This window comes from Micromonospora sp. PLK6-60 (assembly GCF_019890675.1).
Lineage (GTDB): Bacteria > Actinomycetota > Actinomycetes > Mycobacteriales > Micromonosporaceae > Micromonospora.
The window spans coordinates 625,304-646,289 of sequence record NZ_JAIOAA010000003.1 but is presented as its reverse complement, the minus strand read 5'-3'; the positions used below and the strand labels follow the sequence as shown (position 1 = coordinate 646,289).

21 protein-coding genes are annotated in these 20,986 nt (G+C 69.9%); 15 read left to right on the top strand and 6 right to left on the bottom strand.

Annotated features, from left to right (window positions below):
- Nucleotides 1-156: 156 nt before the first annotated feature.
- Nucleotides 157-921 carry an A24 family peptidase gene (locus K7640_RS09330; RefSeq protein WP_308042492.1) on the top strand — a complete coding sequence of 255 codons (765 nt, stop codon included), beginning with the start codon at nucleotides 157-159 and terminating at the stop codon, nucleotides 919-921.
- Here K7640_RS09330 and K7640_RS09325 read toward each other — a convergent pair.
- The gene (locus K7640_RS09325; RefSeq protein WP_222954296.1) at nucleotides 911-1,375 is read right to left on the bottom strand and encodes a hypothetical protein; all 465 of its coding nucleotides are present in this window, start codon (nucleotides 1,373-1,375) and stop codon (nucleotides 911-913) included. The two genes, K7640_RS09330 and K7640_RS09325, sit on opposite strands and share 11 nt — an antisense overlap.
- 182 nt (nucleotides 1,376-1,557) lie before the next feature.
- On the opposite strand from K7640_RS09325, the gene K7640_RS09320 reads away from it, so the two are divergent.
- From K7640_RS09320 to K7640_RS09310, 3 genes are all read left to right on the top strand, one after another.
- Nucleotides 1,558-2,355: an SAM-dependent methyltransferase gene (locus K7640_RS09320; protein WP_308042491.1), complete on the top strand. Its 798-nt coding sequence runs from the start codon at nucleotides 1,558-1,560 to the stop codon at nucleotides 2,353-2,355.
- Between the two features lie 347 nt (nucleotides 2,356-2,702).
- Nucleotides 2,703-3,707, top strand: a complete 1,005-nt coding sequence (locus K7640_RS09315) for an aldo/keto reductase (protein WP_222954295.1) — start codon at nucleotides 2,703-2,705, stop codon at nucleotides 3,705-3,707.
- Between the two features lie 270 nt (nucleotides 3,708-3,977).
- The gene (locus K7640_RS09310) at nucleotides 3,978-4,823 is read left to right on the top strand and encodes a class I SAM-dependent methyltransferase (RefSeq protein ID WP_222954294.1); all 846 of its coding nucleotides are present in this window, start codon (nucleotides 3,978-3,980) and stop codon (nucleotides 4,821-4,823) included.
- A gap of 241 nt (nucleotides 4,824-5,064) precedes the next feature.
- On the opposite strand, the gene K7640_RS09305 is transcribed toward K7640_RS09310, so the two are convergent.
- From K7640_RS09305 to K7640_RS09295, 3 genes are all read right to left on the bottom strand, one after another.
- Nucleotides 5,065-5,550, bottom strand: a complete 486-nt coding sequence (locus tag K7640_RS09305) for a hypothetical protein (protein ID WP_222954293.1) — start codon at nucleotides 5,548-5,550, stop codon at nucleotides 5,065-5,067.
- Between the two features lie 19 nt (nucleotides 5,551-5,569).
- Nucleotides 5,570-6,655, bottom strand: a complete 1,086-nt coding sequence (locus K7640_RS09300; protein WP_222954292.1) for a saccharopine dehydrogenase NADP-binding domain-containing protein — start codon at nucleotides 6,653-6,655, stop codon at nucleotides 5,570-5,572.
- A 531-nt stretch (nucleotides 6,656-7,186) separates the two neighbouring features.
- Nucleotides 7,187-8,188, bottom strand: a complete 1,002-nt coding sequence (locus K7640_RS09295) for a DMT family transporter (protein ID WP_222954291.1) — start codon at nucleotides 8,186-8,188, stop codon at nucleotides 7,187-7,189.
- 382 nt (nucleotides 8,189-8,570) lie between these two features.
- On the opposite strand from K7640_RS09295, the gene K7640_RS09290 reads away from it, so the two are divergent.
- Nucleotides 8,571-9,419: an MOSC domain-containing protein gene (locus tag K7640_RS09290; protein ID WP_222954290.1), complete on the top strand. Its 849-nt coding sequence runs from the start codon at nucleotides 8,571-8,573 to the stop codon at nucleotides 9,417-9,419.
- A gap of 187 nt (nucleotides 9,420-9,606) precedes the next feature.
- Entirely contained in the window at nucleotides 9,607-10,218 is a 612-nt protein-coding gene (locus K7640_RS09285) for a TetR/AcrR family transcriptional regulator (RefSeq protein WP_222954289.1), read from the top strand.
- A 57-nt stretch (nucleotides 10,219-10,275) separates the two neighbouring features.
- Here K7640_RS09285 and K7640_RS09280 read toward each other — a convergent pair whose 3' ends face one another.
- Entirely contained in the window at nucleotides 10,276-11,247 is a 972-nt protein-coding gene (locus K7640_RS09280; RefSeq protein WP_222954288.1) for a LysR family transcriptional regulator, read from the bottom strand.
- A gap of 295 nt (nucleotides 11,248-11,542) precedes the next feature.
- Between K7640_RS09280 and K7640_RS09275 the strand changes: the two genes are divergently transcribed.
- Nucleotides 11,543-13,093 carry an MFS transporter gene (locus K7640_RS09275; RefSeq protein WP_308042490.1) on the top strand — a complete coding sequence of 517 codons (1,551 nt, stop codon included), beginning with the start codon at nucleotides 11,543-11,545 and terminating at the stop codon, nucleotides 13,091-13,093.
- 212 nt (nucleotides 13,094-13,305) lie between these two features.
- On the opposite strand, the gene K7640_RS09270 is transcribed toward K7640_RS09275, so the two are convergent.
- Nucleotides 13,306-13,890, bottom strand: a complete 585-nt coding sequence (locus tag K7640_RS09270) for a helix-turn-helix domain-containing protein (protein ID WP_222954286.1) — start codon at nucleotides 13,888-13,890, stop codon at nucleotides 13,306-13,308.
- A gap of 63 nt (nucleotides 13,891-13,953) precedes the next feature.
- Between K7640_RS09270 and K7640_RS09265 the strand changes: the two genes are divergently transcribed.
- From K7640_RS09265 to K7640_RS09230, 8 genes are all read left to right on the top strand, one after another.
- A complete protein-coding gene (locus K7640_RS09265; protein ID WP_222954285.1) occupies nucleotides 13,954-14,544 on the top strand; it encodes a dienelactone hydrolase family protein in 591 nt (196 codons plus the stop codon).
- A 53-nt stretch (nucleotides 14,545-14,597) separates the two neighbouring features.
- Nucleotides 14,598-14,942 carry a DoxX family protein gene (locus tag K7640_RS09260; protein ID WP_222954284.1) on the top strand — a complete coding sequence of 115 codons (345 nt, stop codon included), beginning with the start codon at nucleotides 14,598-14,600 and terminating at the stop codon, nucleotides 14,940-14,942.
- 76 nt (nucleotides 14,943-15,018) lie between these two features.
- Nucleotides 15,019-15,624 (top strand): helix-turn-helix domain-containing protein, encoded by a 606-nt coding sequence (locus tag K7640_RS09255; protein ID WP_222954368.1) that lies wholly within the window; start codon nucleotides 15,019-15,021, stop codon nucleotides 15,622-15,624.
- Nucleotides 15,624-15,995, top strand: coding sequence for a hypothetical protein (locus K7640_RS09250; RefSeq protein ID WP_222954283.1), 372 nt, complete (start codon nucleotides 15,624-15,626; stop codon nucleotides 15,993-15,995). The genes K7640_RS09255 and K7640_RS09250 overlap by 1 nt, the downstream gene beginning before the upstream one ends.
- On the top strand, nucleotides 15,992-16,915 hold the full coding sequence (locus tag K7640_RS09245; protein ID WP_222954282.1) for an ABC transporter ATP-binding protein: 924 nt from the start codon (nucleotides 15,992-15,994) through the stop codon (nucleotides 16,913-16,915). Before K7640_RS09250 ends, K7640_RS09245 begins: the two co-directional genes overlap by 4 nt.
- Entirely contained in the window at nucleotides 16,912-17,709 is a 798-nt protein-coding gene (locus tag K7640_RS09240) for an ABC transporter permease (RefSeq protein ID WP_222954281.1), read from the top strand. The genes K7640_RS09245 and K7640_RS09240 overlap by 4 nt, the downstream gene beginning before the upstream one ends.
- Before the next feature lie 124 nt (nucleotides 17,710-17,833).
- Nucleotides 17,834-18,445, top strand: coding sequence for a hypothetical protein (locus K7640_RS09235; protein WP_222954280.1), 612 nt, complete (start codon nucleotides 17,834-17,836; stop codon nucleotides 18,443-18,445).
- The gene (locus K7640_RS09230) at nucleotides 18,442-20,802 is read left to right on the top strand and encodes a VWD domain-containing protein (protein ID WP_222954279.1); all 2,361 of its coding nucleotides are present in this window, start codon (nucleotides 18,442-18,444) and stop codon (nucleotides 20,800-20,802) included. Before K7640_RS09235 ends, K7640_RS09230 begins: the two co-directional genes overlap by 4 nt.
- Nucleotides 20,803-20,986 lie beyond the last annotated feature (184 nt).

Sequence of the window (20,986 nt, the reverse complement as noted above, 5' to 3'; positions counted from 1 at the left end):
CGATGCAACAGAGGCAATTCATTCGAATGCGCACAGTGATGAAAGGTGGTGGGGGCCGGTGCGCGTCGCCGCCCTCGTCGTCCGCCGGTCCGGGCCACCCGGAGCGCCGTTTCTCGCACCATCCGCCACACCGCAGCGATCGTGAGGTTACTTTCCGTGTCTGCCTCGCTGGCCCCCGCCCCGACCGCCCGTCGGGGCGTCGCCCTGCTCGCCGCCCTGGCGGTCGCCCCCGCCTGCCGGCTCGCGATCGCCCGGTACGCCGTACCCGCGGGGTCGCCGGACCGGGTGGGCTGCGCCGGCTGCGGCGCGCCGACCCGGCTGGACCGGCCGTGGCCGGCGCTCGGCCCGGCGGCCCGCTGCCCCGGTTGCCGGCGGCGGATCGGCGCGCCCCCGTGGACCGTCGAGGCCGCCCTGCTGCTGGCGCTGGCGGTGGTGGCCGTCGTGGACGGACCGCCGGCCGTCCGGCTCGCGCTGGCCTGGTGGCTGGGCTGGGCGGTGCCGCTCTGCTTCGTGGACGTCGCCGTGCACCGGCTGCCCGACCGGCTGACCCTGCCCGCCGCCGCCGGCACCTGGGCGTTGCTCGGCGTCGCGGCGGTCACCGGCCCCGGCCCCGGGCCGTGGCTACGCGCGGTGGCCGGCGCCCTCGTGCTCGCCCTCTTCTTCGCCAGCACCACGCTGCTGCTGGGCGCCCGCGGGTTCGGCCTGGGCGACGCGAAACTCGCGCTCAGCGCGGGGGCGCTGCTCGGCTGGTACGGCTGGCCGCTGCTGGTGCTCGGGCCCGCGCTGGCCTGCGTGCTCTCCGGGGTGGTCGCGCTGGTGCTGCTGGTGGCGCGGCGGGTCCGCTGGTCCAGTCACCTGCCGTTCGGGCCGTACCTGGTGCTCGGCACGATCGCCGCCGTGCTGCTGACGGTCAGGCCGTGACCGGGCCGCCGGCCATCCGCTCCCGCACCTCCTCCAGCGCCTCGAAGGCGTACGCCCAGTTGTGGCACTTGAAGCTGCGCAGCCCCTCGATCCGGGTGCGACAGTCGACGCAGTACACCCCGGCGATGGCGTCCGGCACCTCGGTGTTTACGTACTTCCGGTCGCCCAGGATCACCGTGGCGATCATGTCCCGGTCGTGCACGGCGGACAACGCCGAGGAGACGATGTCCAGCCAGTTGACCCGGCGGCCGCACTTCGGGCAGTCCGGCGTGTCGCCGCTGACCCACAGCGGCGCGCCGATGCTGCGCGGCGGCATGTTCAGCAGCTTCTCGATCCGGCGTACGTCGTGCTCGCAGGTGGTCCAGCGATGCGCGCCGGGCAGCGCGGCGGGTGAGTCGTACACGGCCCTGAACAGGACCGGGTCCACCTCCACGGTCTCCCGCTGACGGGTCATCGGCGTCCCTCCTCGACGATCGGTGCCCTCACCGTGGGCCGGGGTCAGCGGCCCGCGCAGCCGGATCAACGACACGGCCGGCCGGCACGGAACGGGATGGCCCGGTGCCGTACGGGTCAGCGCGCGGGGCGGCGGCGGTGTTAGACAGGAACGCCAGCAGTGGCCCGCCGGAGGGAGACCGCGTGTCCAGTGAGCCGACGCCCAGCCGGACCGACGCGCAGACGCGGCCGAACGTCGCCCGGATGTACGACTACTACCTCGGCGGCTGCCACAACTTCGCCGCCGACCGGGAGGCCGCCGAGCGGGTCCTGGAGATCTTCCCGGACACCGGGGTGGCCGCGCAGACCAACCGGGCGTTCCTCCGCCGGGCCGTCCGATACGCCGCCGAGCAGGGCGTACGGCAGTTCCTCGACATCGGCGCCGGCCTGCCCACCCAGGGCAGCGTGCACGAGGTGGTGCGCGCGGTGGCGCCGGAGTCCCGGGTGGTCTACGTCGACTCGGACGAGGTCGCCGTGGCGTACGCCCGGCGGTTGTTGCCCGGCGACGACCGCACCGCGGCGGTCCGGGGTGACCTGCGCCGGCCCGACGAGATCCTGGCCGACCCGGAGGTGGGTCGCCTGATCGACCTGAGCGAGCCGGTCGCCGTGCTGCTGGTCGCGGTGCTGCACTTCGTGCCCGACGCCGACGACCCGTACGCGGCGGTGGCCCGGCTGCGCGACGCCACCGCGCCGGGCAGCATGCTGGTGCTCTCGCACCTGACCCTGGACGGCGTCCCGCCGCAGGCCGCGGCCCAGGGGCAGGCGATCTACCAGCGCAGCAGCGCGCCGCTGACGCCCCGCACCTACGCCGAGACCGCGCGTTTCCTGGCCGGGTACGAGCCGGTCCCGCCCGGGCTGGTCCAACTCGCCGAGTGGCGGCCCGACGGGGAGCCGCAGGCCGGGGTGTCGCACGGCTACGGCGGGGTGGGCCTACGCCGTTAGGGTGCGCCGCCGCGTGCTCAGTCGGCCGGGTGCTGCTCGACATCGGGGAGGGTGGGGGCGTCGGTGGGATAGAGACCGGCGACGCGGCCACGTGCTGTCCTTCGAGCAGGCTGGAGCCGCCAGACCGGACGAACATCATCTATCCGGGCACGAACCGTCGGCGGCATGCTCTCCATGCATCCCTGGCATATGGGATCGGCAGTGGCGGTCAGCCCGATGAGCTTTGAGGATCGTTGAGGACCTGGCCGGACATCGGGTTCTGACCGGGTTGCCGGACCGAGGGTTTCGGCGGCGTCGGCAGGAGACGCGGCGCTGCGGCCGGCGGTGACGCGATACCGGGAGGCGACATGGAATACACGAGACTTGGATGCACAGGCCTGCAGGTGAGTCGGCTCTGCCTGGGAACGATGACTTTCGGCCGCGAGATCGACGAGACGGAAAGCCACAACCTGCTCGATCACTTCGTGGCGGCCGGTGGCAACTTTGTGGACACCGCCGATGCGTACGGTGCCGGGCGGTCGGAGGAGATCGTCGGGAGTTGGTTGCAGAACAAGACCCGCGACGACATCGTGCTCGCCACCAAGGTGCGATTCGGTGCTGGCCTCAACCGGCGAGGCCTGGGTCGCAAGCACATTCTGCGCTCGGTGGACGAGAGCCTGCGACGGCTGGGCGCCGACTACATAGACCTCTACCAGGTGCACATGTGGGATTACGGCACGCCGATCGAAGAGACCCTGAGCACCCTTGACTCCCTTGTCGCCTCGGGGAAGGTGCGCTACCTGGGCATCAGCAACGTGGCCGGATGGCAGTTGCAGCGCACGATAGACACCTGCCGGGCAATGGGTTGGGAGCGCATTGTCTCCCTCCAGCCGCTCTACAACCTGCTCGACCGCGAAGCCGAATGGGAGCTCGTTCCGGTCTGCCACAACGAGGGTGTGGGCGTCATTCCGTGGAGTCCGCTGCGCGGGGGCTGGCTCACCGGCAAGTTCCGCAGGGGCGACCGGCCGGCCGTCGGGGAGAGCCGGATCGGTGACACCACCAGCTCGGATCCCGCCTGGACCGAGGCATGGAGCAACTACGACAACGAACGGACGTGGGCGGTGATCGATGCCCTCCTGCTGGTGGCCGAAAAGATCGATCGCACTCCCGCACAGGTGGCCCTGAACTGGTTGCTGGGCCGGCCTGGGGTAACCGCACCGATTCTGGGTGTGCGATCACAGACCCAGCTGGACGACAACCTGGGTGCCGTCGGCTGGGAACTTGACGAGAGCAGTCGCTCCAGGCTCGATGAGGCGAGCAAGAGGCAGGCTCCCTATCCGTACGCCCTGCTGGAAGACCTGCGTGACGTCTGACCGCACGGCCGGCTTCCGATCGCCGGAATATGCGCGTCACGCATGCCAATACTGCCGCACCCGCAGTTGCATGCACGCACTGTTCTGGCCAGGCTGGATGCATGGCGAGGATCGTGAAAACCAATTCCTAGCAGGTCGGAGTAGGCGCCGGTCCGAAGTCAGCGGCGACATCACCGATGAACGAAGGCTGCTCGCGCTTTGGGCGGCGCGCTGGACGATCACAGGTGAGTGCCGAGTCACCCAACCGAGACGGAACGAAGGTGAGCGACAGTGCATCCGATCGTGAACGCCGAACAGGCCGCCGCGTGGAATGGTCCTGAGGGTGAACATTGGGCCGACCAGAACAGGCAAAGCGGCGACGCCGGCGACGAGTTGACCTCCGCGCTGTTCGCTGCCGCCGCGATCGAATCCACCGAGCGGGTGCTCGACGTGGGCTGCGGTACCGGCGAGACCACGCGCCTCGCCGCCCGCTACGCCCGAAACGGTCGGGTCACCGGCGTTGACCTGTCAATCCCAATGCTCGACCGCGCTCGGGAGCTCGCCGCCGGAGAGGGCGCCACGAACATCAGCTTCGAGGTCGGCGACGCGCAGGTCCATCCGTTTGCCTCGGCCAGCTTCGATGTCGCGATCAGCCGGTTCGGCCTGATGTTCTTCAATGACCCCGTGGTGGCATTCACCAATCTTCGTCGTGCGCTGCGCCCCGGCGGGCGACTCGTCTTCGTCTGCCCGCAGGTTCCGCAGGAGAATGATTGGTACACCGTGCCGATCGCGGCCCTGCAACGCCGACTGGACGGTGCCGCGGCAGCGGGCCCGGTGGAATCCGGAATGTTCTCGCTTGCCTATCCCACCCGCCTCGTCGAGGTGCTGACGGCCGCGGGATTCACCGCGGTGCGCCCCTCCGCACTCGATGCCCTCATGCGGTTCGGTCCAGACGCCGAAGTCGCCGCCAACTTCTACCTCGGCAGCGGGCCGGTGCTCGCGCTGCTCCAACAGCACGGTGACCTCACCCGGGAGGCGGCGCGGGAAACGCTCGTCGAAGCGATCGGCCCATACCAGACCGAGACCGGAATCCAGATCCCGGGCAGGCACTGGCTGGTCACAGCCAACCGACCCTGAGGGCACCCTGCCGTCATCGCGGTCTCGTTCCTGCCCGGGCGCCTCCGGGTGGGTGCGGAGCTTGCCGAAGGCTCCACGCCACACCCGGAGGTCTTCGTGCGCGCACCATAGCCGCGGCCGTGGGGTCAGCGTTGCTGGCGAGACGTCGTTTTCGGAACAGCGGCTTGCCCTCGGGCAGCGAGAGGTCTCGGATCAGCCGGCGGAAGGCGTGTTCCTCGCCGACGCGGCTGTGCGGCGGGGTTCACTGAGCGCGGTCCTCGTGACCGGTCTGAGCGATCGGAGTGCGTCTTCCTACCAGCCTGGGCGCCAACCCCAACACCACCGCGGCCAGCAGCGTCAATACGCCAGTAGCCTGGAAGAACACGTCGTCGGAGATCCGTGCGTCGCTGGCCGCGGCGTAGAGCCGGTCCAGGTTGACGACGCCACCGGCCCGCAGCACAGCGAACAACGTGTGATTCCAGCCTCCCTCGTAAAGGCCCAGCAATCCCACCCAGAAAACGTAGACAAGCAGCCAGTACGCCCGCCTGCCCCACCGCGTGGCCAACGCGTGCCGGTAGATCAGGTAAGTGACAGCGAACGCGCCACTGAAGACGAACGCGAGAACTGTCCGCTCCGTGCTGCTGAAGGCCAGGCCGCCGTACAGGTGGTGAATGAACGTCACTGCGTAGAGCGCTGCGGTCAGCTTGACGGTCAGCCGCCCGTGGCGGTCGGCGATCGTGGTGGGCATGTCACTTCCTTCGGAATAATCAGATCTCATCGTGGACAATCAGGTCGTGCTGCCGCAGCTTCGGCAGGAATGCGTTCGCGTCGACCACCTGGTCGATGTGCCACACCCCGGGCTCCGAGGGCTGACGCACGAGTTGCTCGGCGAGCTGCGCGGCTACCACTGCCGTGGCCCGGCACTCCTGTCTTCCGCTGACCGCCGAGGCGACACCCGCGCCGGTGCGGTCGACAGCGGCGGCGTGGATCACGAAGCGGTCGCCGCCCAACCGCAGTTGTCCGGACCCCGCGACGAGCGCACCTGTCGCGCCGAGCCGATCCATGATTCGGAACAGGCCCGCGGCGCGCAGGCCGAACAGCACCGAGGTGACCGCGGCGGAGTCGAAGCACAGCCGGGTGGTCACCGGAATCCCGAGCGTCCGGGTGAGGGTGTGCTGGTCTGCAAAGGGGAACGGATAGGCGGTGCGCCTCCCGAATCCCGGGAGCGGCACGCGTTTCCGCGGCGTACCTGCCGTCCCCCGCGACGCGGCGAGATTCTCCACAGTCCATCGGACGGAGTCGGGACCGTGGTCTCCGGCCAGCCCGAGCAGGACGGTCACGTCCAACGACGTCGCCGACGGCAGGCGCTCCAGGCACTGACGGGCAAGCACGTTGGTCAGCCCGGGGGCCAGGCCCACACTGAGAACCGCGGTCGCCCCGTTGCGCTTGGCCAGCGCATCCAGTCGCTCGATACCGTCGAGCACCTCGGCGGTGGCGCTGATGTCTACGACGTGGATGCCACGCTCCAGACATGCGCGGGCCACGTCCTCGTTGTGACGCTCCACGCACATGATCACTACGGTGGCGCTGTCGAGCAGCCGCTCGACCTGATCGACCTGGCCGATATCGACCCGCTGCGGGACGATCATGCCAGGATGCAGGCGCGCCAAGTTCTGGGCACGACCGAGGTCGCGGCCCGCGACGGTGACGCGGATACCACCCTCGGCAAGCGTTACTGCCACGACACTGCCGACAGCGCCGTATCCGCCGACGATCACGACCGAGCCCTGATCCGCCGATGGCGTTCCGTCCGCGTTCTGCGGCCGCGGCATCTGTGCATCGATGGGTCGCATGACGGAACCCCCGACTACCGGCGAGGAACGGTGTCGAGATCGTCGGGGCCGGCGCTCTCGACGTCGATTCCGCATTCTTGGGTGGGGCCGAGCAGACGGACGCCCAGCGCCGGCTCTCCGCCTCGTATGCGATTCCGCCGTTCCGATCCGGCTCGTTTTCTTGCCTGATCCGTGTTCGTCAGGTGCACTCGAGAACTCCTTCCTGAGAGTTCTAGCCTCTACCGGTAGAGGAATAAATGCGACTGCAGGTTTGGTGGATTAGGCATGACGCAGGCGCATACGTTTGCCGGGGTTGCAGCAGCGCCGAACTCCGCCGCCAGAACTGCGGCGTGGAGACTCAACCCGTCCCGCCGCGTTCATCCGACTCGCTCCGCGGTGTAGCCGGCTTGCTCGACAGCAGCCAGCATCAGCGCATCGTCCACGGTGATCACCAGCCGGCCGGTCGCCGCGCTGACCTCGATCGACCCGACGTCGGGGACCCCGCCACGCCGCTCCTGACCGATCAGGAGCCAACTCTTCCGGAATCGGAAGTCATTGCCCTGTCCGAGTCGCAGCGGATGTAGTTTCGTCCTGCGCCGCATCGTCGGTCGCAGAAGCGGGCGGATCTGTCCGGCGCGGTGGCATGCGCGTCAACGTCACGCCGGCCAGCACGACGGCCGCTCCGAGGGTGGCGTGCCAGGTCACTGGCTCGGCGAGAAATGCCGCGCCCAGCATGATGGACCAGACCGGAATAACATAGGTGACCGTTGAGGCAACGGTCGGGCCCGTCGCACGGATCACCTTCAGATTCAGGATGTACGCGACGCCGGTGCCGATCGAACCCAGCACCAGCAGGGCGACCATTGCCCCCCATCCCGGCCAGGCCGGCCGGCCGCCGACAACCGGCGTCACGATCGCAAGCCCGCCGGTTGCGCACAGCAGTTGTGTGGCCGCCATCGCCGCTGCGGGTGTGTCGCGCTGCGAGACGAACTGGCGGGTGTACGCAAACCCCGCGCCGAGAAACACGCTCGAGGCGATGCAGGCCAGAGTGCCGGCGAGTGTCCCACGGCCCAGGCCGTCCCAGACGCCGACCACGGTCAGCACGCCGACGAAGCCAATCAGGATACCTAGCCCGCGGCGCGGGGACAGCCTCTCTTGCGGCACCAGAGCGACCACCCCGAGCACCGTTGCCAGGGGGACAGCGGCGTTGAGGATGCCGGCCAGCACCGAGCTCACTTGGGTTTCGCCGTAGGCGAGCAATGAGGACGGTGCCATGTTCAGCAGCGCGGCCACTACGAACGCGTGCAGCCATACGATCGGGCGGCGCGGTAGGGGCTGACGCCGAACTGCGCTGATCACCCCCAGGGCCGCCGCGCCGAACAGGCACCGGGTGAAGGCAACCCACATGGGCGGGACGCCGGCATTGACCGCCACTTTGATGAGGGCGAAGCTCGAACCCCAGACCAGCGAAAGGATGAGAAAATCCCAGGCCCAGCGGGCCTGCTCACCGTTCTGAACCTCGTTACGGTTGCGCCCCGACTCCGGCACCGGCATCCAGCCTAATCCTCATGACGTCCCAGACCAACGAAGGTGTGGCCATGGTCTGCTCGCGGCACCGACGCCGTCAATTGCGCGTCACGCAGGTTATCCATGAAAGACGTGCATCACGAGGCCGCCAACATCTCGTGGGCGGCCGACATCGGATTCACGAGCACCCGGGACCGTCGGCGCTACTCGGGCATCGCCTGACGGACGTTGTGCGACCCCACTCATGCAGCTCACGCATGGCGCTACTAACGCTTGCCCGGGTGTTGACACCCAATCCGGCACGGAGGAAACTGGCAAAGTCGGCGTGGAGAGGCGCTGCGACGGACTTGGTCCGCCACGCTCACCCGACATTCCCGAAAAGGGCGCCTCCTTGTCAGAGGAGCTTTGGATGGGTGCCGATCTCTCGGCGAATGGCGGAGTTGTTCGACAGCTGATTTCTTATCCGATAAAGGGCTGCGCCGGCGTCCCCGCAAACGTCGCCGAAATGACCTCTGCCGGTCTCCGGCACGATCGGACGTTCGTGGTCACCGATCCGGCCGGCGCCGTCCGCACTCAGCGCCGCGACCCGCGGCTGGCCGTGATCCGCCCAGGGATCAACGCCGCCGGCACCGAGCTGGCGCTGCACGCACCCGGGGAGGACCCGACGCGCCTGCCGGTGGACCTTCGCGCCGCTGAGCGCCCCGTCGTGATGTTTGGCTCCCGATATCGGGGCATCGACCAGGGCGACGAGCCGGCCGCTTGGCTGTCGCGGGTTCTGGGTAAGCCGAGCCGGCTCGTCCGGGTGTCCCCGGAGCACGATCGAGTCACCGATGGGGTGACGCCCGGGACTTCGGCCTTCGCGGACAGTTGTGCCGTTCACCTGCTTTCGGTCTCCTCCATGGAGGCACTCAATGCGCGGCTCATTGCACGTGGGGCCGGGCCGCTACCCATCGGCCGGTTCCGGGCCAACGTCATCGTGACGGGTTGGACCGAGGCGCACATCGAGGATCACGCGTGGGAGATGGCCATCGGAAACTGCCGCCTCAGCTACGCCAAGCTCGCGATCCGATGCGTGGTGACGACCGTGGACCAGGACACGGGAAGAAGGGCTGGGCCGGAGCCGATACGAACGTTGGCCGCCTACCGACGCCGGTCCGGAGGCGTGGCCTTCGGCGTCAAGTACGCCGTAGTCCAGCCTGGGAGAATTGCCGTGGGCGACTCCGTAGTGGTTAACCGATGGCACCGATCCGCGGAGTAGACCATCCGGCACGGACGGATGGCCGAGCGCGGCAGGCGGCATCGCAGGTTGCGACATCCCGGTTCCGCCACGGACTCGACGACATTGCGACGACGTGGTGATACTATGAACAAATGTTCATGGATGGTCGGTCGAACGGTCGAAGCGAATGGTCGTTTCGCGGCCGTCGGCCCCCGGTGGCTGGCTTGTGAGCCAGCGTCGCACCAGTGCGGAGATTGAGCAGACGAGGACGGCTCTTGCGGCCGCCGCGCGCCGGATCGTTCGTCGATCCGGCGCGAAATCACTTACTATGCGCGCGCTCGCCAGGGAGGCCAACTGCGCTGTCGGTCTGCCGTACAAGGTCTTCGCCAACCGCGATGAGCTCATTCTTCAACTCGTCGTCGAGGAACTCGTACGCTTGTCGAAAGAGTTCGATGAATGGGTGTCCTCGGCTGGCCGCCATACCGTCGGCGAAAACCTCGACCGCTTCGCGAGCATTCTTCTCGACGCGGACAGTCCAGCTGTTCTTGGGGCGAACGACATCGACGATGCGGTGATCTCCCAACGGTTGAGGTCGGCGGCTTCGGCCTCGGGTATGCCGGCGACGCTCGATGCCGCAGTTGCCGAGTACCTCAGGGGCGAACAACTACTCGGCCGGGTACGCACCGACGTGAACCCGGAGGCGTTCGGTTTTCTGATCACCGGCGCGGTGCACAATCTCGTTGCGGCGGAGGAGCAATACCCGCGTCCGTCGCGTGAGAAGCTGCGTGCTTACCTGCAATCGTGTGCGGACGCCCTCGCGCCCGATGCGCCGCAGTGATGGCCACGGAAGAAGTCGTCGGCGAGATGCCGCTCCATGCCGCGCTGGTGATGCCCGTTACGCGGTTTGAGGCACCCTCATCGGTTGCGAATGCTCACGAATCACATCTTTCATGATCCGGAGCATGGCGGTGACGGTCGGGGGCCGGAACGGTGGCTCTGCCGTCATGGCGAGGACCTTTCGGCGAGGCAGGACGGGGAACGTTTCGACCAGAGCGATGTCACTACGAACCGTCGTACCCGCCGAGGTGGGGACCAACATGACTCCACCGCCCGCCGCGACCAACGCTAGCTTTCCGTACCAGTCGTCGCAGTGCATCGCTACCCGAGGCTCGCAACCCATCGCCTCCGCGAGTTGAGGAATCGGGCCGAGGCAGTCGGGATGCGCCCCTTCGATCCAGGCCTCATCCGCCAACTCCTTGAGGTTCACGACGTCCGCGCCGGCGAGTCGATGGCCGACCGGGAGCGCCACCCGCAAGTCCTCCTCGGTCAGTGGCAGAACGTCGATACCATCGAAGGGATCGTAGGCACCCGAAATAACCGCCTGGCGGATGGTCATGTGGCGATCATCGCGAGTGTCCCAAGAAGTGCGCAGCACCATGTCCACGCCGCCGTTCCGCAGGGCGGAAAGTTGTGCATCCTCGTCGATCTGAACGAGATTGATCTCCACTTCCGGGTACGCCGTGCTGAACCGATGAACTGCCGCCGGGACGAGGCCGCTGTTCACGCTGGCGAAGGCGGCCAGCCGGAGACGTCCGCCGTCCAGCCCGGTGAACGCGGACAGGCGCGCCTCGAACTGGCGCAACCGGTCGCAGACATCCTGGGCCAGATCGAGCGCCGCTTCGCCCGCCGGCGTCAGCAGAACGCCTCGCGGTACGCGACGAAACAGCGCCACCCCTAGCCGGCGCTCGAGCCCGCTGATCTGTCGCGAGACGGCGGGTTGGCTCATCGACAGAACCTCGCCCGCGCGGGAGAGGGAGCCCTGTCTTCCGACCTCGATGAATACCCTCAGGGTCCACAACTCGACCATAATTTCACCCCCTCCACGGCGGTGGAGCCATTGACGTCCAGGCGATCCGGGGATGTGGTGCACCTTGATCGCAGATTGTCGCGGGTGGACTCCGGGCAGCCGCAGGCTAGCGGAGCTCGAGCCCGGCCCGGCAGCGCCATTCAGGGCATACGTCGAGTCATGGAACGACGGACTTCCCGTGGCCGCACGCCGCCAGGGCCAGGTGAGGCGTCGGAGCCGCTGGGGTGACCCCGCATTGCCGGCGACCTTCCGAGGCAGGGTGCCCGCTCGGCACCGTTGCCGTGAACACTAGTTCATGGTGGCGGCCCCCGCAAGGTGCGCGGCCGGACCACCGTTGTTGGCGGTCGTTCCCGCCTGCCCTAACCGATCGATCCCGGCAGATCCTCCGGTCACGACGCGGGCCGAGCCGCGCCGCGTCGGGCTTTCCATGCGCCGCTGGCAGCCCTGGTCTCGGCAACACGCATTGGCGGTCGAGGAGAGCAGCACGGACGATGGGCTGACCAGCTGTTGGTGGCCCGCGCCAGCGGGCGGACCCACGCCATGTGCGCGAAGCAATCCCCGATCGTCGCGTTGGCCGACATGGCTATCCGTACGACAATTCTGCCGTGGAGGCTCGGTGGCTTCACCCTACCGTCGACTAGTTGGCTCACCCGGGGCGATGAGGCTCGCTACCTCCGCACTCTTCGCCAGATTCGGAACGCCGGTGCTCAGCCTCGCCCTGGTTCTGGCCATTGTCGAGAAGCGCGACTCGTACGCGTTGGCCGGCCTGGTGCTGGCGGTCCACGCGATAGCACTCGCGATAAGCGCTCCCGTAGGTGGTCGGCTCGCCGACCGGTCGCCTTCGCGACGAGTGCTTGCGGGTTACCTTTGCGCACACGCCGCTGCCTATGCATTGATGGTATGGGCAATTACCGTCAACGTGGCGGCGCCGCTTCTCATCATTGCGGCATCGCTGCTGGGGCTCACCACACCGCCCGCCTCCCCCGTCACCAAAGCGCTATGGGCCCGCCTGGTGCCGCCCGAAACGTTGCAGGCTGCGTACGCCGTCGACAACTCCATCAATGAAGTTGCATTCATCGCCGGCCCGGTCCTCGTTTCCGCCATGATTGTGCTGATGCCGCCGCAGCTGGTGATCGCTGCGGCCGGGATGGGAATTCTCGTTGGCCTACTGATTCTGTTGTCCTTCCCGTCGGTGCAGGCGTCTCCCGCGCCCGCCAGCGGTGCGGCGCCGGCTCTGAAGCGGCTCGCCGGACCCCTCAGCCACCGGCCAACTCTTGTTCTGTTGCTGCTGACGGCGACGGGTACCTTCGGGTTCGGGTGCCTTCGCATCGCCACAGTGGCCAAGGCTGAAGCACTGGGGAGTCCACAGACCGCGGGCCTCCTGATCGGTCTGCTGTCCGTCGGGGCACTTGTCGGGACTCTCGCGTTCGGCGCCTTCAAGGCACCGTCGAGGAGACGCGCTCTGCTCGTGCTCCTCGGCGCTCTGGGCGGGGGCATGTTGCTCACGATTTCCGTCGCGCCCGGCCTCTTCACAGTCGGGGTGCTGATCGTTGTCGCGGGCCTGCTGGCAGGCCCGAGCGACACGCTTCACGTCACTCTGCTGGCCGACTCCGCCCCGGCGGACAGCCGCGCCGAGGTGTTCAGCTGGCTGAACACTTTCATGTGGCTCGGCTACGCCGCCGGAACGGCCGTGGCGGGTTGGGTGACGGCACCCGGCGCGGCCGGCACGGCCGCCTTCATCGCGGCCGGCGCAGCGGCCATCGTCGGAGCCGTAATGGTCGCCACCCTTCTTCCGGCGCTGGACAGAGATTTTCCCTCCCAACGTGCGGAGATGGCCGGGCAGTAGTTGCCGGGGCCTGGACATCGACGGTCGCGGCCACCGCCGGCCAGGTGCGGCCGATTTCGACGCCGAGGACAGCGGCGATCCCGTGGTCGACGCCGAGCTGGGCGCGCTTGACGGGACTACCTGCTCGTCGGCCATCCCCGGAAGGCCTTAGCGGTTCGTCCCGGTGAGACAAGATTCCCGGGAATGGCCAGACCATCGCCCGCACTACGTGCTCAGTCGGCCGGGTGCTGCTCGGCGTCGGGGAGGGTGGGGGCGTCGGTGGGATAGAGACCGGCGACGAAGCCGTACACCTGGTCGCCGGAGCGGGGGAGCTGGGCGAACCGGCGGGCCAGTTCCTGGACCTCGGCCCAGAAGTTGCGCACCTCCTCTACGGGGATGCGGGCATGCACGAGGGTGCACCGCAGGTCGTCGGCGGCGTGGGCCGCCGCGGACTCGGCGGCGGCCCGGGCGACGCCGTTGATGCCGGCCACGATCTGCCGGTCCTCGGGTTGGTGGAGTGCGCCGACGTAGAAGGTGCGGGCGACGCGGCCGTAGTAGCGCTCCTCGATCGCGCGTACCCGCCGGGTGCGTACCACCCGGAGCAGGCCGGCGGCCACGAGCAGGTTCACGTGGTACGCGACGCTGCTCTTCGGGCGGTCGACGGCGCGGGCCAGGTCGGTGACCGTGGCGGCCCGTTCGAGCAGCAGCTCCAGCAGGGTCTCGCGGAGCGGGTCGGCCAGGGCGCGCAGCTGCTCGGTGGCGGTGACGACGAGCATGTCGTCGAGGTCATAGTCCGGGATCTGCCTGTCGACCGACATTTTTCGACCGTTCTAGGATATTGGTTCATTCGAGTCTCGTGGTCCGATGACAGGAGTGTAGAGATGACCGAGGTCGTGCTGTTCCACCACGTGCAGGGTCTGACCGGCGGCGTCCGGGCGTTCGCCGACGACCTGCGGGCCGGTGGGCATACCGTGCACACGCCGGACCTGTTCGACGGCGAGGTGGCGGCGAGCCTCGAGGACGGCTTCGCGATCACCAAGCGGCTTGGGAGCGACGTGCTGCAGGAGCGGGCCGACCGGGCCGTGGCCGACCTGCCCGACGCGCTGGTGTACGCCGGCTTGTCCTGGGGCGTGGCCATCGCCCAACGGTTCGCCCAGACCCGGCCCGGCGCCCGGGGCGCGCTGCTCTACGAGGCGTGCCTGCCGGTCACCGGTGAGTGGGCCGTCGGCCCGTGGCCCGCCGGGGTCCCCGCGCAGGTCCACGGCATGGACAAGGACCCGTTCTTCGCGCTGGAGGGCGATCTCGACGCGGCCCGGGAGCTGGTCGAGGTCGCCGGGCCCGAGCTGGCGGAGGTGTTCACCTACCCGGGCGATCGGCACCTGTTCACCGACCGCACGCTGCCGTCGTACGACGCGGAGGCGGCGGGGCTGGTGCTGCGGCGGTCGCGGGAGTTCCTCGACCGGTTGGGCTGACCGGTCACGTTCGACGGTGATGGTCCGTCCTTCGGGCAACCGAAGGAGGCACCATGTTCGCCGCTTACGTCGCGGTCACCATCCTGGCGGCGGTCTTCACCGGCGCCGCCGCCGTCACCTACCTGATCGGCCACGACTACCCGAAGGCCCAGGCGGACCTGAAGCGGGTGCCGCGGTCCTGGGTGCCGGTGCTGGGCGTGCTGCTGGCGGCCGGTTCGCTGGGACTGCTGGCCGGGTTCGCCGTCCCGCTGCTGGGCAGGCTCGCCGCCGCCGGGCTGGTGCTGTATTTCGTCGGCGCGCTGGTGGCGCACCTGCGGGTGGGGTCCCGAGATCTCATGGGGTGGGCGGTCTTCTTCGTGACCGTGGTGGCCGCGCTCGTGGTGAACCTGGCCCGGTGATCCGGTCCGGACCGTGGCCGTCCGGACGTCGTCCTATTGCTATCACTATCGATAGTGATACTATTGGCTCGTGGAGATGTCGACCGAGCGCTGGGCCGAGCTGGCGCTGCACCCCGTGCGGATCCGGATCCTGCGCGTGGTCGCCGGTTCCCGGCTGACCACACACGACCTGGTCGAGCTGCTGCCCGACGTCCCGCACGCGACCCTTTACCGCCACCTGGCGGTGCTGGTCAAGACCGGGCTGCTCGACGTGGTCGAGGAGCGCAAGGTGCGCGGTGCGGTCGAGCGGGTGTACGCGCTGCCCGCGCACGGCGCGACGCTGGACGCCGAGGCCCTGGCCACGGCCACTCCGGCCGACCACGCGCGCTACTTCACGGCGTTCGTGTCGAGTCTGCTGTCGGAGTTCTCCCGCTACCTGGCCCGGGAGCGGATCGACTTCGTCGCCGACGGGGTCGGCTACCAGCAGCTCGTGCTGCACCTGACGGACGCCGAGCTGGGCGAGTTCGCCGCCGGCTTCAACGCGCTGGTCGGCCCGTTGCTGGGCAACCAGCCCGGCGACGGGCGGATACCGCGGCTGTTGGCGACCGTGTTGATGCCGGCCGACCGGCCGGCCGCCATCGGCGACGACAAGCGGGAACCGGGGTCGGCGAGCGACTCCGGGACGACGAAGGAGGACGACTGATGGCAGCCGTGACGGTTACCGACGGCATGATCGACATCCGGTTCACCGGGTGGGAGCGGATCTGGGTCGGGCGGGAGCGGTTCGTCCTGCCCCTCTCCGCGGTGCGGCACGCCGCCGGAGTGGACAACCCGCTCCGGCTGGCCTGGGGCGCCCGGCGGGGATACGTCGTGTCCGGCTTCGCCAAGGTCGGCGTCTGGGGTATCTACGGCGGTCCCCGGCAGCTCGTGGCGGCCCGCCGGGGCGAGCCCGGACTGCACTTGGTGCTGGACCGGGCGGCGGCCGGCGGAGAGTTCGACGAGGTCGTGCTCTCCACGCCCGCCGCGCCGGGCCTCGCCGAGGCGATCGGGCGGTCGATGGCGGCCGGAACGTGAGCGGCGACCACCTAGCGATCGAGGCGTCGCGCCTGACGAAGCGCTACGGCGACGTCACCGCCGTAGACGAGCTGAGCTTCACCGTGGAACCCGGTGCGGTCACCGGGTTCCTCGGTCCGAACGGCGCCGGAAAGACCACCACGATGCGGATGGTGACCGGGCTGGTGTCGCCCACCAGCGGCACCGCCACGATCGGCGGGCAGCCGTACGGCCGGCTGGCCCGGCCGTCACGCACCGTTGGCGCGGTGTTCGACGCCAACGCGTTCCATCCCGGCCACACCGCCCGCGACCACCTGCGGGTCTACGCCGCAATGGGCGGCCATTCGGACACTCGGGTCGCCGAACTGCTGGACCTGCTCGGCCTCGCCGAGGCCGCCGACCGCCGGACCCGCGGGTTCTCCACCGGCATGCGGCAACGGCTGAACCTCGCCACGGCGCTGCTCGGGGATCCGCGCGTCCTGCTGCTGGACGAGCCCGGTAACGGCCTGGACCCAGAAGGCATGTCGTGGCTGCGCGGGCTGCTGCGCCGGCTCGCCGACCAGGGCCGCACCGTCCTGATCTCCAGCCACGTGCTCAGCGAGGTCCAGCAGCTCGTGGATGACGTGGTGGTGATCCGGCGCGGGGAACTCGTCGCCGCCGGGCCGCTGTCCCAGCTCGCGGGCCCGCCAACGGTGCTGATCACCTCACCCGACGCCGGCGCCCTCGCCGTCATCCTGACCGCCGGCCCCGCCGACGGCGGCGCCGTCCCGCTCGTCGAGGCCGTCGGACCCGGCCGGCTTCGCGTGCACGGGGTGGACGCGCCGGGCATCGCCGACCTCGCTGCCGCCCACCGTCTACGAATCCACGAGTTGGTCACCGAGCACACCAGCCTCGAACGGCTCTTCCTCCAGCTGACCACGGACAAGGTGGCCACCCGATGAATCACTTGATCAAAGCGGAGTTCCGCAGGCTGTTGGCCACCCGGATGTGGCGCGGGCTGCTGCTCGCCGCCGCGCTGCTGGGCGGCGGCCTGATCGGCGTCATGGCGCTGGTGGGCCCGGAGAACTTCGACCCGCCGATGCCCGGACTGGACACCGAGGCCGGCCTCCGCTCGATCCTCGGCATCCTCGGCTACACCGCGCTCGTGCCTGCCGCCGCCGGCACCGTCGCGGTCACGTCCGAGTACCGGCACCGTACCGCCGCTGTCACCTTCATGTTCGCGCCCCGCCGCGGCCGGGTGCTCGCCGCCAAGCTCGCCACCTACGCGGTCATCGGCCTTGCCTACGGGATCGTCCTCGCCGGCACCGCCGCGATGGCCCTGTTCGCCGTCGCCGCCGCTCGCGGCGTCTCGCTCGGGCTGCCCGCCGCCACCGTGCTGGCACTGCTCGGCCGCATCGCCGTCGCGATGGTGGTGTACCTGCTCCTCGGCGTCGGCATGGGTGCCCTGATCCGTAGCCAGGTCGCCGCCCTGGGTGTGGTGCTCGGTTATCTGTACCTGGGCGAACCGGTGCTCATGATGATTCCCGGCGTCAACACGCTCTACCCCGTCCTGCCCGGTGGAGCCACCGCCGCGCTTACCGACTTCACGTACCTCACCGACGCCATGTCGGCACAACTCGACACTGCCGCCGTCCAGCTCCTCCCACCGGCAGCCGGCGGTCTCCTGCTCATCGCGTACGCACTGACCGCCTCGGCGATCGCGGTCATCGTCCCTATGCGCCGCGACATCACCTGACCGGCTGGCGCCGCCACATGGTCGGCTTGCGGACATCTGCCGGGCCGGATCGCGACAGCGGTCGCGGCAGCCGCGGCGCACGCTGGCCGGGATGGCGGACGTCGGCCCGGAGGAGGCGCGGCCCATGGGCACACCCCGGTCCGGCCCGGTGGCGCGCACGGCGCTCGCCGGCTGCCTCGCCCTGGTGCTGACCACCTCGGCGGCCGGCTGCCGCCGGTCCGGCAACGCCCCCGCTCCCAGCAACGCCGGTGGGTCGATCGGTCTCACCGTCGGCGCGTCCCAGCCGGCGTACCGGGTGGGTGAGCGGGTCAGCCTCCGGATCAGGCTGGTCAACAACCGGGACGCCGAGTGCCGGCTGAGCCGGGTGCCGGAGGGAACGGTGACGGTGCTGTCGCTGACCCGCGACGGCACGCCGGTGGCCCCCACCATCGGCGGCGCCACCTACTACCGGGACTTCACCGCGTACCTGATCGAGAACCTGGTCCCGGTGCCACCGCGCGGGTCGGTGGAGCTGGCCCTCGGCAGTGACCCGCAGAGCCCGGTCGGCGCGGCGCTGACCACGTCCGCGCCGGACGGCCGCGGCGGGGCCACGGTCACCTGGTGGCCGGTCGACCAGCCGGGGGCGTACCGGGTGGCGCTGGCCTACCTGCGGCCACCGCTGCGCGACGTGCCCGCGGACGGGTGCGCCGCGACCACCGGGCCGGGCACGGTCGCGTTCGAGGTGCGGGCCCAATGACCAGGATGCGTCGCCGGCTGCGGCTGACTCTCGTGCTGGCGGGGGCGTTGGTGCTGCTCGCGCCGCAGGCCGCGGCCGCCGTGGTCAGCGTCAACCCCGACCTGCAAACGGAGTACGCGGGCTGCGTCGGGCAGATGCGCGGCTCCGGCAACAGCGCCGTGCTCGACGCGCTCGAAGCCTCCGGCAAGAAGATCAAAGTGCGCAGACCCATCTCCGGTAAGGAGAGCAGCACCACCACGTACGTCCCGGGCAGCGACGTGCAGATCAACTGGGTGCCGGAGAACGACGGCCGGAAGCTGCCGGAGGAGGGCCCCGGCTTCACCGAGGACCAGTGCGCCACCCTCATCCACGAGATGAGTCACGCCCTCGACGAGGTGAACGACACCGACCGGGGCCAGTTCTGCACCCAGGGCGGCAAGTTGGCCAGCTCGGTGGACCCGGCCGAGGTGCACGCGGTGCTGGTGGAGAACGCGTACCGGCGGGCCGTCGGGGTGCCGACCCGCACCACGTACAGCGGTGTGAAGCTGCCGGCGAACGGCAAGGACTGCGACCAGCCCAAGCCCCGACCGCCCGGCGGCGGTGGTTGCTCGATCTCGGTGATCGGCAAGGGTTACCGCTGCGCGAACAGCAACGGCGACCCGCACCTGCTCACCTACGACGGCCTCCGGTACGACTTCCAGGCCGCCGGGGAGTTCGTGCTCAGCCGCTCCACCCGGGACGACTTCGAGGTCCAGGTGCGGCAGACGATGTTCCCGGCCAGCTCGGTGGTGGCGGTCAACTCCGCCGTCGCGGCGCGGGTGGCCGGCGACCGGGTCGGCGTGTACGTGACCCCTGACGGCCCGGTGACCCGGGTGAACGGCGGCCCGCCGGTCTCGGCGCCCGACGGGCTGAAACTGCCGCGCGGCGGCACCGTGACCACCTGGTACGACGGCACCGTGACGGTGGACTGGCCGGACGGCATCCGGCTGACCGCGCACCCGGTCGGCGTGTGGGGGCTGAGCGTGAGCGTCGGCGCCCCGAGCGGGCGGGCCGGGACCCTGACGGGCCTGCTCGGCGACCACGACGGTGACCCCGGCGACGACCTGGCCGTGCGCGGCGGCGGCCGGCTGGCCCAGCCGCCCACGTTCGAGGCGCTGTATCCGAGCTTCGCCGACAGCTGGCGCGTCGAGGCGCAGCGGTCGCTGTTCGACTACGAAGCTGGCCAGTCCACCGCCACGTTCACCGACCGGCGTTTCCCGGACCGGCAGCTCACCGTCGGCGACCTGCCCAACCGGGCCACCGCCGAACTCGTCTGCCGCCGGGCCGGGGTGACCGACCCGCGGACCCTCGCCGACTGCGTACTCGACGTCGGCCTCACCGGCCAGGTGGCGTTCGCCGCCGACGCGGCGCGGGCGCAGCGTGCCGCCCCCGGCGACGGCGACGGCGACGTCAGCCTGGAGGTGACCCGGCCCGGTGCCACCGCCACGCTGAAGGTGCCCGGCCGGGCCGGTCAGAAGATCTTCATCGACGTGCCGGCGGCCACCCTGCCGGACCGCTGCGGCGTCCTGCTCCTGCTCGACCCGCAGGGGCGTCAACTGGCGACCGGCTGCGTGATCGCCGGGGTCGGCTTCATCGACACCACCACGCTTACCGTCACCGGCGACCATCAGCTGGTGCTCGACCCGTGGGAGGCCGACCTCGGCCGGGCCACGGTACGGGTGGTCACCGTGACCGACGAGGAGCGGAGCCTCACCCTGGACGGGCCGCCGGTCCGGGCGACGCTCGCCCAGCCGGGGGCGGTGAGCCGGCTCGCGTTCGACGGGCGGGCCGGGCAGAAGGTCTTCCTCCAGGTCACCGACGCCACCCTGCCCGACCGGTGCGGCCTGCTGAAACTGCGCGACCCGGCGGGCGAGCAGGTGGCCACCGGCTGCGTGATCGGCGGCCAGGGATACGTCGACGGTGTCGCCCTGCCGGCCACCGGCCGGTACGTGCTGGAGATCGACGGGTACGCCACCGACACCGGCTCGGCCGACGTACGGCTGCGCGACGCCCACGACGAGCAGGCCGACACCGTCGCGGACGGGCGGGCCGCCACGTTGACCGTCAGCCGCCCCGGCGCGGTCAGCCGGCTGCGGTTCACCGCCGACGCCGGCCGGCGCGTCACCGTCGAGGTGACCGCCGCCAGCCTGCCCGACCGGTGCGGGATCCTGCTGCTGACCGGCCCGGACGGCGACACCGTGGGTAACGGCTGCGTCATCGGCGGGCACGGGCGGTTCGAGACGGACCCACTGCCGAGGGGCGGCCGGTTTACCCTCGTGCTCGACCCGGGGGCGGACGAGACCGGCTCAGCGACCGTCACCGTCCGGCAGGCCGGCTGACGGGACGGTCAGTGTGGCAGTTCGCGCCAGGACGAGCTGCCGCCTCGCCAGGCGCCGGCGAGGATGCTCGCCGAGCTGCGGCTGGAGCATTCCAGCACCTTTGAACGGCCCTGTGCGCCACCGATCTGTGCCTGGACTTCCCAGCGGTGACCATCCGATCGGATGTAGACGTCTCGGCGCCCTC